The organism is Vitiosangium sp. GDMCC 1.1324 (genome assembly GCF_003044305.1).
Classification (GTDB): Bacteria; Myxococcota; Myxococcia; order Myxococcales; family Myxococcaceae; genus Archangium.
Window position 1 is genome coordinate 55,529 of the sequence record NZ_PZOX01000029.1, and the last position, 12,248, is coordinate 67,776.

Annotated in this window: 10 protein-coding genes; 3 read left to right on the top strand and 7 right to left on the bottom strand. The window is 69.8% G+C overall.

Annotated elements, in window-relative coordinates; genetic code table 11:
* Nucleotides 1–6: 6 nt before the first annotated feature.
* From DAT35_RS50240 to DAT35_RS50265, 6 genes are read right to left on the bottom strand one after another with little or no spacing between them, the layout of a single operon-like run.
* A complete protein-coding gene (locus tag DAT35_RS50240; RefSeq protein ID WP_108076609.1) occupies nucleotides 7–1,836 on the bottom strand; it encodes an assimilatory sulfite reductase (NADPH) flavoprotein subunit in 1,830 nt (609 codons plus the stop codon).
* Entirely contained in the window at nucleotides 1,833–3,491 is a 1,659-nt protein-coding gene (locus tag DAT35_RS50245) for a GTP-binding protein (protein WP_108076611.1), read from the bottom strand. The genes DAT35_RS50240 and DAT35_RS50245 overlap by 4 nt, the downstream gene beginning before the upstream one ends.
* Complete coding sequence (gene cysD, locus DAT35_RS50250) at nucleotides 3,491–4,408, bottom strand: sulfate adenylyltransferase subunit CysD (RefSeq protein WP_108076612.1); 918 nt, start codon at nucleotides 4,406–4,408, stop codon at nucleotides 3,491–3,493. Before cysD ends, DAT35_RS50245 begins: the two co-directional genes overlap by 1 nt.
* Nucleotides 4,401–5,204 carry a uroporphyrinogen-III C-methyltransferase gene (gene cobA / locus DAT35_RS50255; protein WP_108076613.1) on the bottom strand — a complete coding sequence of 268 codons (804 nt, stop codon included), beginning with the start codon at nucleotides 5,202–5,204 and terminating at the stop codon, nucleotides 4,401–4,403. The genes cysD and cobA overlap by 8 nt, the downstream gene beginning before the upstream one ends.
* Nucleotides 5,201–5,842, bottom strand: a complete 642-nt coding sequence (locus DAT35_RS50260) for a bifunctional precorrin-2 dehydrogenase/sirohydrochlorin ferrochelatase (RefSeq protein ID WP_108076614.1) — start codon at nucleotides 5,840–5,842, stop codon at nucleotides 5,201–5,203. Before DAT35_RS50260 ends, cobA begins: the two co-directional genes overlap by 4 nt.
* Before the next feature lie 15 nt (nucleotides 5,843–5,857).
* Nucleotides 5,858–6,595, bottom strand: coding sequence for a phosphoadenylyl-sulfate reductase (locus tag DAT35_RS50265; protein WP_108076615.1), 738 nt, complete (start codon nucleotides 6,593–6,595; stop codon nucleotides 5,858–5,860).
* Between the two features lie 312 nt (nucleotides 6,596–6,907).
* Here DAT35_RS50265 and DAT35_RS50270 point away from each other — a divergent pair, with 312 nt between their 5' ends.
* From DAT35_RS50270 to DAT35_RS50280, 3 genes are all read left to right on the top strand, one after another.
* A complete protein-coding gene (locus DAT35_RS50270) occupies nucleotides 6,908–7,714 on the top strand; it encodes an MOSC domain-containing protein (RefSeq protein ID WP_199243248.1) in 807 nt (268 codons plus the stop codon).
* Between the two features lie 254 nt (nucleotides 7,715–7,968).
* The gene (locus DAT35_RS50275) at nucleotides 7,969–9,459 is read left to right on the top strand and encodes a hypothetical protein (protein WP_108076617.1); all 1,491 of its coding nucleotides are present in this window, start codon (nucleotides 7,969–7,971) and stop codon (nucleotides 9,457–9,459) included.
* A complete protein-coding gene (locus DAT35_RS50280) occupies nucleotides 9,459–10,643 on the top strand; it encodes a hypothetical protein (RefSeq protein WP_108076618.1) in 1,185 nt (394 codons plus the stop codon). The genes DAT35_RS50275 and DAT35_RS50280 overlap by 1 nt, the downstream gene beginning before the upstream one ends.
* Nucleotides 10,644–10,664: 21 nt before the next feature.
* Here the strand turns inward: DAT35_RS50280 and DAT35_RS50285 are convergent, their stop codons facing one another.
* The gene (locus DAT35_RS50285; RefSeq protein ID WP_108076619.1) at nucleotides 10,665–12,167 is read right to left on the bottom strand and encodes a cyclic nucleotide-binding domain-containing protein; all 1,503 of its coding nucleotides are present in this window, start codon (nucleotides 12,165–12,167) and stop codon (nucleotides 10,665–10,667) included.
* Nucleotides 12,168–12,248: the final 81 nt, after the last annotated feature.

Genomic DNA, 12,248 nt, shown 5'->3' on the forward strand with positions numbered 1-12,248 from the left:
TCTCTCTCAGTAGACGTCGCGCAGGTAGCGCTGCTGCTCGCGCAGGGATTCGAGGTGGGCCTTCGCGTCCTCGCGGCTCTTGCCGCCGTGGGTCGCGATGATGTCGATCAACGCGTCATGGACGTCCGGTGCCATGCGGTTGGCATCGCCGCAGACGTAGAGGTGGGCACCGCCCTGCAACCAGTCGTAGACCTCGCGGCCCTTCTCGCGCAGGCGGTGCTGGACGTAGACCTTCTGGCCCTGGTCTCGCGAGAAGGCCACGTCGAGCCGATGCAGCTCCCCCTTCTTGACGGCCTCCTGCCACTCGAGCTGGTAGAGGAACTGGGTGCGGAAGTGCTGCTCGCCGAAGAAGAGCCAGTTGCGGCCACTCGCTCCGGTCTCGGCGCGCTCCTGCACGAAGGCGCGGAAGGGAGCCACGCCCGTGCCAGGGCCGATCATGATGATGTCGCGGCTCGGCTCCTTCGGGAGGCGGAACCGGTCGTTGGCCTCGATGAAGACGTCCACCAGATCTTGGCCGGCCTCGCGCGTCGCCAGGTAGCTCGAGGCGGCCCCCAGGTGGCGCGAGCCGAAGGCCTCGTACTCCACCAGGGCCACCGTGATGTGGACCTCCTCCCCTGCCCGCTTCTTGCTGGAGGAGATCGAATAGAGCCGCGGCGTCAGGCGGCGCAACGCGCCCACCAGCTCCTCCGCTCCCCACTTCGCGGGATGCGCACGGAGCAGGTCGATGACCTGATGGCTGGCGAGCACCGCACGCAGGGCCTCGCCGCCCTCCGGAGTGAGCAGACGCTGGAGCTCCGCCTTGCCAGCGCGCTCGGCGTGGGCCGCGAGGAACGGACGGCTCACGCGGGTGATCTCCAGCCCCTCCGAGAGCCACCGCTTCAATGGCTGGGCGCGGCCTTCGCGAGTCACCTCGGTGGCACCATCGAGCCGCAGCTCGGAAAGCACGGCCTCGACCAGCTCCGGCGGATTGCGCGGCACCACGCCGAGCGCATCACCCGGCTCGTAGGTGAGGCCCGAGCCCTCCAGAGACAGCTCCAGGTGGCGCACGTCCTTGAGGGCCCCGCGTCCGGTGATGCGCTGGTTGGCGAGCACCTGGGACGGATAGGGATTCTCGCGGCTGAAGGTGGGCGACGCTGGGACGCTTCGCAGTGGCGTGACGGTCGCCAGCGCGGGCTGCGGTCCGATCTCCGTCTTCGCGCGCTCCAGGGCCTGAACGAGCCAGGGCTCGGCGACGGGCTCGAAGTCCACGTCACAGTCAGCGCGTGCGAACAGCCGCGTGGCCCCGAGCTGGGCGAAGCGCTCGTCGAGGACGCGGCCGACCTCGCAGTACTTGGGGTAGCTGGAGTCGCCCAGCGCCAGCACCGCGAACCGGAGCTCTCCGAGCGCCGGAGCGCGCTTGCTCAACACGAACTCGACGAAGCCGCGCGCATCATCGGGCGGATCGCCATCGCCCTGGGTGCTGATGACCACGTACAGGAGCCGCTCGTTCTTCAGTTCGCGCACGGGATACTCACTGGCGCGGACACTGCGCACGGCGAGCCCGGCGGCCTCGGCGCGCTGCTTCAGGCGCTCGGCGAGCAGCCGGCTGTTTCCGGTCTGGGTGCCATAGACGATGGTCAGCGAGCCCTGGGGCGAGGCCTGCACCACCGGCGCGGGCTGCGGGGCCGGGGCCGAGGCGGGGAGCTGCCGGGCCGCGAGCCCGGCGAAGTACCCGCTCAGCCAGGTGAGCGACGGGGAATCGAGTCCGTCGACGAGGCGCTGCACCAATGCGCCCTTCTCCTCGCCGAGCGGCGCGGCCAGGGCGGGAATGGCGGAGGGATTCACGGGAGAGGTCACGAGGTCGTCTCCTGCGCATCCAGGATCTGCTTCACCTGGCGCTCCAGGTCGTGGGAGGGATCCAGTTCCACCGAGGGGATGCCGGCACCCCGGAGCTGGTCACGCAGCCCCAGCCGCGCCTGGGGAACGGGGGTGTAGAGGATGGCGAGCAGCCCCGCCTCGGCCAGCGCGAGAGCGGTCTCCGCGTCGCCGCGGACGGTGACCACATGCCGACCCAGGTCGAACAGGGCCCGCTCCAGGCGAAGCGCCGACTCCCGCACCTCGGGAGTCCCCGTCAGGAGCACCACCGCGCCCGACTGCCCGAGACGTGCGCGCCGCTCCTCCGAGGAGATGAGGGACCGGGTCTCCTGGCCTCCCTCGTCTCCCACGGCGCCGAGGATCATCCCCGCGGCGACCGTGTCGTTGGTGAGCGGGTCGACGACGATGAAGGCACCGGTCTTCCGGTTGTCCTGGTAGGGGTCGCAGATCAACGGACGCTTGCAGACGACGCGGACCTTGCCGATGTCATTGAGCGACAGGGACTCGGCGGGGACCTCGGAGAGGGCCTCCAGGTCCTTGCGCCAGAGCACCTGCTCGATGTGGGCCGGGACGTACTTCGAGGTGTGCTTCACGAGGTAGCGGCGCGTAGGGTCCAGGCGCTCCTCGCCGAACCACACCAGCATGGCCTCCAGGTACTGGAGCGCCACCGGAGGCTTCTCGGCATGGGCGATGAGATCTCCCCGGCTGATGTCCACCTCATCGGTCAGGCGCAGGGTCACCGAGGACGGCGCGCTGGCCTCCCGGAGGCTGGCGTCGAAGGTGTCGATGGAGGCGATGCGCGTGCGCCGCTTCGAGGGGAAGACGGCCACCTCGTCGCCCACGCGCACGGTGCCCGAGGCGATCTGCCCGGCGAACCCGCGGTAGTCCAGGTTCGGCCGCAGCACGTACTGGACGGGGAAGCGGAAGGGCGCGCCATCCAACCGGCGCTGGTGCGGCAGCGACTCCAACCACCCGAGGAGCGTCTCGCCGTCATGCCACGGCGTGCGGGCGCTCGGCTGGGTGATGTTGTCGCCCCCGCGCGCGCTGATGGGGAAGTAGCGGACCTGCTCGAAGCCGAGCGTGCGGGCGAACGCATCGAACTCCGTCGTGAGGCGCTCGTAGACGGCGGGGTCAAAGCCCATCAGGTCCATCTTGTTGATGGACACCGCCAGGTAGGGAATCCCCAGCAACGAGGCGATGTACGCGTGCCGCCGCGTCTGCGGGAGGATGCCCAGGCGCGCGTCCACCAGGATGACCGCCGCGTCGGCAGTGGAGGCGCCGGTGGCCATGTTGCGCGTGTACTGCAGGTGTCCCGGCGTGTCGGCGACGATCACCTTGCGCCGGCGCGTGGAGAAGTAGCGGTAGGCCACGTCGATGGTGATGCCCTGCTCGCGCTCGGCCTTGAGGCCATCGGTGAAGAGCGAGAAGTCGATCTCCTCGCCCGCGCTGGCGCGCTTCACCGCGGCGACCTGGTCCTCGAAGAGGCCATTGCACTCGTAGAGGAGCCGGCCGATCAGCGTGGACTTTCCATCGTCCACCGAGCCCACCACCACCAGGCGCAGCAGCTCCTTCTCGTAGTGCTCGGTGAGGAGCCGCTGGATGTCATTCGTGTCCTGAAGCTGCGGTGCGGCGGCCATTAGAAATACCCCTCGCGCTTCTTGAGCTCCATCGAGCCTTCTTCGTCGTAGTCGATGAGGCGGCCCTGGCGCTCCGACACGCGGGCCTCCAGCATCTCGGAGATGACGTCCTCGACCGTGGCAGCGGAGGACTCGATTGCACCGCTCAGCGGGTAGCAGCCCAGGGTGCGGAAACGCACCCGCTTCTGCACGGGACGCTCGCCCGGACGCAGCCGCATGCGCTCGTCATCCACCATGAGCCACTGGCCGTTGCGGTTCACCACGGGGCGCTCGGCGGCGAAGTACAGCGGAACCACCGGGATGCGCTCCTTGAGGACGTAGTGCCAGACATCCAGCTCGGTCCAGTTGGAGAGCGGGAAGACGCGCATGCTCTCGCCCGCGTCGATGCGTCCGTTGTAGAGGTTCCACAGCTCGGGCCGCTGCTTGCGCGGCTCCCACTGCCCGTGGCGGTCCCGGAAGGAGTAGACGCGCTCCTTGGCGCGGGACTTCTCCTCGTCGCGCCGGGCACCGCCGAAGGCCGCGTCGAAGCCGTTCTGCGCGAGGGCCTCGAGCAGCGCCTGCGTCTTCATCGCGTGCGTGTACTTCTGGCTGGTATGGTCGAAGGGGTTCATCCCCTCGGCGATCGCCTTCTTGTTCTGGTGCACGAGCAGCTTCAGGCCATGCTTCGCCACGAACTGATCGCGGAACGCGTACATCTCCCGGAACTTCCAGGTGGTGTCCACGTGGAGCAGCGGGAACGGCAGGGGCGCCGGGTAGAAGGCCTTGCGCGCCAGGTGCAGCAGCACCTGCGAGTCCTTGCCGATGCTGTAGAGCATCACCGGGTTGGCGAACTCGGCCGCCGTCTCGCGGATGATGTGGATGCTCTCCGCCTCGAGCACCGCGAGGTGGGAGAGCCGTGCGGACAGGGTCTCACTCATGGCCAGCCTCCGCCTTCAGGAACCGCTCACGCTCGGACACCACGGACCGCGACTCGACCAGCGAGCGGAGCTGGGAGCGCAGGGAGACGACCTCGCCCACCACGAGCAGGGCCGGCGAGCCGACGGAGGCCTCACGGGCGCGCGAGGCGATGGCCGCGAGCGGGGCTTCGATCACCCGCTGGTGCTCCCAGGTGCCCGCCTCCACGATGGCGGCCGGGGTGTTGGGAGCGCGCCCCGCGGCGATGAGCGCGAGCGTCGCCTCTTCCAGCCTGCTGCCGGCCATGAACAGCACGAGCGTCTCCGCCCCGGCCAGGTGCGCCCAGTCCGGCGCCTTCCCGGCCCGGTGCCCGGTGGCGAACGTCACCGAGCCCGAGACGCCCCGGTGGGTGACGGGAATCGCCGCCGCCGCGGGAGCCGCCAGGCCGCTGGAGACACCGGGCACCACTTCATAGGAGATGCCCGCCGCCTCCAGCGCGAGTGCCTCCTCGGCGCCGCGGCCGAAGACGAAGGGGTCTCCGCCCTTGAGCCGCACCACCGAGCGGCCCAGCCGCGCCTGGGAGATGAGCAGCGAGTTGATCTCCTCCTGCGGCACCGACTCTCCCCCACCCTCCTTGCCAACGAACAGGAGCCGGGCCCGGGCCCGGGCGTGCTTCAACACCGCGGGGTGGATGAGCCGGTCGTAGACCACCGCATCCGCGACCGCGAGCAGTTGGGCCGCTCGGAGCGTGAGCAGGGAGGGATCTCCAGGACCGGCCCCCACCAGGTAGACCTTGCCGTTGACGTGCTGCTTGCTCATCTCGTCTCTCCAAAAGTCTCGAGCGCGGCGCGCACCCGGGCCCAGGCGGCCCGGCGCTGACCCCGCGCGAGCAGTTCCCCGGCCTCGCCCTCCACCAGGTGCTTCAGCAGCCGCATCCGCTCGGAGCCCCGAGGCAGCCGCTTGCGGAGCCATCCACTGAGCCGCGCGAGCTGGACATGCCCGGGGCGCACCTGCTCCAGGAACCGCTGCCGCAGTTGCCGGGCCAGCGCGGGGGCGAGTCCGGAGGTGGAGACCGCCACGACGATGGGGCCGCGCCGCCCCGTCGAGGGCAGCGTGAAGTCGCACAGCTCGGGAATGTCCGCCGTGTTCACCCAGATGCCCAGGGCGTGCGCCTCGTCCGCCACGGCCTGGCTCACCCGCCGATCATCCGTGGCCACGAACACGACGTCCTGCCCGCGCACGTCGCCTGGAGCATAGGCGCGCTCGAGCAGCTCCAGCCGGCCCTCGTCGGCGAGGCGGCGGATCGTCGCGCTGATGCCAGGGGCCACCACGCGCAGCCGGGCGCCCGCCTCCACGAGCTGCTGGCTCCGCTCGTCGGCGATGTTCCCGGCCCCGACCAGGAGGACCCGCTTGCCCTGCAGGCGGAGGCAGACGGGGAAGTCCACGTACGTGCTCATGACGGCGGGTCGGAACTAGCGGCGGACGTGCAGTCCGCACTCGCGGTTCTCGGGCGACTCCCACCACCAGCGCCCGGCGCGCTCGTCCTCGTAGGGCTTCACCGCACGCGTGCAGGGCGCGCACCCGATGGACGGGTAGCCGCGATCATGCAGCGCGTTGTAGGGGACGCTGTGCTCCTTGATGTACGTCCACACCTCCCGGGAGCTCCAGCGCGCGAGCGGGCTCACCTTCACGAGCCCATGCTCCGCATCGGTCGCGATCGCCTGGACCGCGGTGCGGGTGACGGACTGCTCCCGGCGCAGCCCCGTCACCCAGGCCTCCCGCCCCGCCAGCGCGCGGCCGAGCGGCTCCACCTTGCGGATGGCGCAGCACTCCTTGCGCTCCTCGATGCTGCGCTTGAAGGAGAAGTACCCCTTGGTGGACTCGAGCACCTCGACGCGGGCGCGCTCCGGGAAGAACGTCTCGATCTCCACGCCGTATCGGCGGCGCACCACGTCCATCACCTCGTAGGTCTCCGGCGGGAGCCGTCCCGTATCGAGGGTGAACAGGCGCACGCTCGGAGCGTGGGTGCGGGCGAGATCGATGAGGACCATGTCCTCGGCGCCGAAGCTGGAGGCGATCGCCGCGCGGGCGCCGAACCTCCGCTCGACCCAGGCGAGCACCATCTCGGCGGAGGCATCGAACAGCTCCGCCGATGCGGCACTCAGCTCTTCCGGCGTGATGGCGAGGGACGGCGGTGAGGAGGGGGACATGGGGATTCCAGAAAAAAAACGGCCCGGCACCTCATGACAAGGGCGGGCCGCACCTGCTGGGGGGAAGAGAGACGACAAAAAGGGTTGTCGCACGCCCCTAGCTCACCCGGCAGCGGTGGCCGTCGGAGAGTGGAGCGTCATCGTGGGCCTACTAGTAGCGCTGGAGGGGTCCATCCGTCAAGGTGGACGATGTGCCAATATGACGGATGCCCCTTCAGGGCCGGATACCCGCCTGCCCTCCCGTACGCGGCCCCCCGCGAAGACAGCTGCAATCTGGTGCGGTCCAAACAGGGATGGGGCAGAACACGCGGTGTGCCGACCCTGACCTCGCTCACCATCTATCCCCTCAAGTCGTGCGCGGGAGTGCCGTTGACCCGCGCCATCGTGGAGCCGCTCGGAATCCAGCATGATCGCCGGTGGATGGCGGTCCGCCCGGATGGCTCCTTCATGACGGGACGCGAGCTGCCCGCGCTCGTGCTCGTGAGGGCGGTGCCTGGGCCGTCGGGTCTCCACCTGTCGGCCCCGGGCATGCCCGACCTCGAGGTGCCCGTCCCACCCGCCGACGCGCCCCGCCTGGACGTCACCGTGTGGAAGGACACCTGCTCGGCCGCCCGGGCTGGCGCCAACGCGGACCGGTGGCTCTCCGAGTACCTCGGTCAGCCCACGCACCTGATGCACGTGGACGCGCGAATGCAGCGCCCAGTGGATCCGGAGTACGCCGCGCCCGAGGACCGGGTTGGCTTCGCCGATGGATTCCCGCTGCTGCTCATCTCCGAGGCCTCGCTGGCGGACCTCAACCAGCGCCTGGAGCATCCCGTGCCGATGACCCGCTTCCGCCCCAACCTCGTGGTGGATGGCTGTGAGGCCTTCGCCGAGGACGGCTGGAAGCGGCTGCGCATCGGTTCCGTCGAGCTGGCCGTGGTCAAGCCGTGCGCCCGCTGCGTCTTCACGACCGTGGACCCGACGACGGCCCGGGCCGATCCCCAGAAGGAGCCCCTGCGCACCCTCTCCACCTACCGGCGCGTGGGGGGCAAGAACGGGGTGATGTTCGGTCAGAACCTCATCGTGCGGCGCCCGGGGGAGATCCGCGTGGGCGACGCGGTGGAGCTCCTGGAGTAGGCGGTGGCACGGAACGAGTCCCTCACGGCAGGCACCACGGCAGCCGCTCGCGCGAGGCGAAGCCCGCCCCGCCGGAGTCGGCGGTTCAGGAATCGACGCGCGGCCCGTCGTGGTAGGCTGAAGGGGCCGCTCGCGGGACTGTGATGCGACTTCCGAACCGAGCCTTTGGAGCTTGACTAGCTGGTCGTGTCCTCCTTCCCCGAGCGGCCCTTTTTCGCCCGAGCCCCGGACAGGCTCACGGAAGGTGGAACACGATGGATGCGGCGTTGGTGCGCGCCGAGCAGGTCGCCCGCGAAGACCTGGTGATGTTCGTGAACGCGTGCTTCTCGTGCACGGGGCAGCGCGAGTTCTACAACGACGCACGCGGGCAGGCCGTCTCTATCGACTTCCTGCATGCCTACATCCTGGGCAACTACCGGCGCCTCTACGCCCGGACGCTGGCGGCGGGCATCAACCACTTCAACCAGGCGCAGATCATCCTCAACCTGCTGGCCAGCGGGAAGCAGACGCCAGCCGGGGATCGGCACGAGGAGGGAGCGCTCATCGCGGCGGCGCTCCGGGCCCTGCCGCCGCAGCGGGCCTTCCGAGTGCTGGAGCTGTTGCGCGAGCGGCGCATCAACAACCGCCGGGCGCGGGCCATCGCCCAGGAGTACCTGGAGGGGCGGCCGGACCTGGGCTTCGACGCGGTGAAGTACCGCGCCAAGGTGCGGGCCGCGGTGGCGCACGGGCATCTGAAGCTGGCGGGCGAGCTCAACCCCTTCCTGTTCCACGGCTGGCGCAAGCGCGTGTACACGACGCCGTTGTTGGAGAAGTTCCGCCAGGCCCACTACGACCAGGCGGCCGTCTTCGAGCTGCCCTTCACCATCGCCGAGGGGCTCGCGCACAAGCACGGCATTCCCCGGGACGTCTTCCTTGAGCGCATCGAGCCGCGCCTCACCGCCGCCGAGCGCCTGCGCCTGCAGGGGGCCGCGGCGCGCGAGGACGGGGCCATCGCCATCGACCTGGGGCGGGCGCCGCTCACGAAGCTGACGCTCTACGTGCTCTCCCTGAAGCCGGAGGTGCGGAGGGAGCGGCACGCCGAACTGCACACCGCGCTGGAGCAGGCCGCGGCACGCACGCTGCGCCGGGCCTCGGTGCCGCTGGGCCGGGTGGCCGCGGTGCTGGACAACAGCTACTCCGCCTCGGGCTCCACGGAGAAGCGCCGGCGTCCGCTGGCGGTGGCACTCGCCGCGCACTACCTGCTGTCCGCCTCGGCTCGCGAGTACCGCGCCTTCTGGACGAACCCGGTCGAGCAACCGCTCCTCACGGCGGCCCGTGGTCAGACCGATCTAACCACCCCGCTGCTGGATGCCCTGGACTGGATGCCGGACCTGGTCGTCGTCGTGTCCGACGGCTACGACAATGATCCGCCCAACGCCGTGGCCGAGGTGACGCGCATCTTCCGCACGAAGCTGGACCCGGCGCGCCGGACGACCCTCGTGCATGCCAACCCCGTGTTCGCTTCCGAGCTCTATGCCCCTCGGAGCATCGGGGCCCTGGTGCCGACGGTGGGCGTGAGGGATGCGGAGGACCTGCCCACGGTGCTCGGCTTTGCGCGCTTCGCGGAGGGAACGGCGCCGTTGTCGGAGCTCGAGGACTACCTCGCGGCGCGCGTGCGGCGTCTGCTGGAGCGCGGGCAGCGGAACCGGGAGCCGGCCGAGCCCCAGGCAACTCCCGGGGAGCCGCTCGACGAGGAGGAGGCGTGATGGCGCGGACGGACGTTCAGACGAAGCGCATCCTGCCCACGGGCCTGCGGCTGGCACCGTCGCAGGTGTGGGGCGGCATCCGCCTGGTGCCGGTGCTCCGGGACGAGGTCCGGGGAGACCTGCGCTTCGCCCGGCGGACGTATGACGAGGATCTCACCATCGTCTCGCTGAAGGGCGGGCTGATGGAGCCCGGGCTCAAGTACATCTCCTATGTGCCGCACGGCCTGGTGATGTCGTGGGACGACCGGAACCGGAGCACGGCCGCCGTTGTCGGGACACAGCTCCACAAGCCCGAGGGCAAGGTGCTGAAGCTGGGCCCGTTCACCATCCGGGTGATGCACCGCATGGCGCGCCGGGAGGACAAGAACCGGCTGCGGCTGCTGCCCCTGCACCTGGCGATGGAGGGCCTGCTCTCCCTGCACTTCGGCGGGCCGGAGGTGGCGTGGACCGAGTACTCGCAAGAGGCGCTCTCCCAGGGTTTGAATCCCCGGAGCGAGTGGTCCGTGGCGGGCTGGGCGAACGGGGCCTTCGACGAGGCCCTGCGCATCTTCGAGATCCACGAGCAACAGGTGGGGGTGCTCATCTTCCACGCAGACCTGCTGCTGTCCGCCTTCATCGTCGCGCACCCCGAGGACTACCGGGCGCTGCACCGGACGCTGCTGGAGGACTTCTACGGCGACCTGCTGCTCCAGTACGGCTTCCTCGGGGACGTCCCCACGATGGGGCTCTCCATCGACGAGCGGCGGATCTCCTCGGTCGGGGACCTGCGGGCCGCGGTCGAACAGATGCGGAAGGATTGGGCGGAGTTCCAGGGCTTCATGGCCGGAGGCGTCTTCGGCGCGGAGGTCCACGCGAGCACCATCTACGAGGCGGGCCCCTTCCACCTCCAGCGCTTCGTCACCAGCCTGAAGCCCTCGGAGGAGAACCACATTGGAGAGCTCATCATGCGCGCGGACGGTACGCTCGAGTACCTGAAGACGTACCGGCTCTCCGCGGCGCAGACGCGGCGCGCCTATCTGCTCAAGCAGCTCTCGCTCGCGGACTGGAACCTGGAGCGCGCGGCGACCCACCTGAACACCAGCCGGGACGAGCTGATGGTGCGCCTGAGCAATGCCGGCTTCGGCTACCTGCTGAAGGACTCCGTACTCCAGGCAGCCCTGCGGCGGCAGCAGGGCCGGCGGTAGGGAGTCCGGACCCGAGGAGCCCTACACCTCGGCGCGTAGAGGCTCGGGTGAGGACTCGCGCGGCAGCACGATGAGCCGCGTGAGCTCCTGGGCCCGCACCCGCAGGGGCCGCGTCACCTCCAGGAGCATGGAGCCACGAGCGGCCACCCACAGCCCGTCGTGGTCGAGTTCCAGCACCCCCGACAGCACGAACACGTGGGTGCCCGCCTCCAGGGGGAGCGTCTCCTGCGCCGCCAGGTCGCGGTGCTGGCCGCGCTGGACCCAGGCGAGCCGACTCTTGCGCCCGAGGTGCCCATACCGGTCGAGCCCGCGCGCCAGGTCGTCGAAGCGGCGCTCGGCGAACTTCTGCCACACGCCCTGACGGAGGCTGACGTTCGCCTCCATCAGCGGCAGCAGCGCCGAGCGGGGGATGCGCACCAGCATCGAGGCCGTAGCGGTGCGGATGGAGGCGGAGCGGCGCTCGCCCGCGAGCATGGCGATCTCCCCGAACAGTGATCCGCTGCCGAGCTCATCCACCACCTTCTCGCGCTCGCCGCCCTCGGCCAGCACGTAGACCGCGCCGCTGGCGAGCAGGTACATCTCGTCGCTGGCGTCACCCCTGTGGAAGACGTACTTGCCGCCCGGGATGGTGATGATCTCCGAGCGCCGGGCCAGCTCGCGCAGCGTGGCCTCGTCGAAGTGCGAGAAGAGCGAGGCCCGGCGCAGTTGCCGCAACACCTCGGGGCGCAGCAGGCGGGCGCCGAGCGACGTTTTCTGCACCAGGGCGGCCGTCGCCTGGATGGGCTGGCGCAGCTTCCGCTGCCCCATGGAGCGGATCATGTTCGCGATGTTGGACACGGTGATGGGCACCACCGTCACCAGACCGTGACCTTCGACGTACCCCGGATTGGCCTCGACGAAATAGCGCGCCGAGGGCTTGTCGCTGTGGAGCCAGTACTCCCGCTCCATCTCCGTCTCGCGCGTGCGCCAGCCCACGTGCCGCACCAGGGGATTGGCCGGGTCCACCCGCTCCAGGCCGAACTCCGTGGCCAGCTCGTCCATGAAGGCCAGCAACTCCGGGGGCACCTGCGTCTCGCGCCGCGGCCACACCTCGTCGAAATACTTGGCGAACAGCGAATAGCTGGACGGGTGCACCAGGGAGCCCAGGTAGAACGCCCGCCGGCCCGGGTGCTTCAGCAGGTAGTTCACCACCATCTTCAGCCCGAAGCGCGCGTTGGCATTGCCGCCCCGGTAGGCGCGCAGTGAGCCCGCCTCCGCACGGAGCACGGACGTGGGCACTCCTCCGAACTGCTTGTCGAAGATGTGCAGGGCGAAGTAGCCGACGATCTCCCCTTCCTCGTTCTTATGGAGCTGGATCCACGTGTGCTCGGCCTTCGAGTCCACCACGTACTTGGCGAAGGCCTCCCGCTCCACACCATCGAAGATCTGCCGGTGCACCTCATAGAGGGCGTCGGTGAGCTTCCCGCGCTCCTCGGAGGACATGGACTTGGGGACGACGACCTCGCTGCTGGCAATCCGGGGCATGATTTCCCACTTTTACCTCATTCGCACCGGGAACTCGCTCCGCGGGACCATGTAAGCCCCCAGACCACATTCATCCACCGG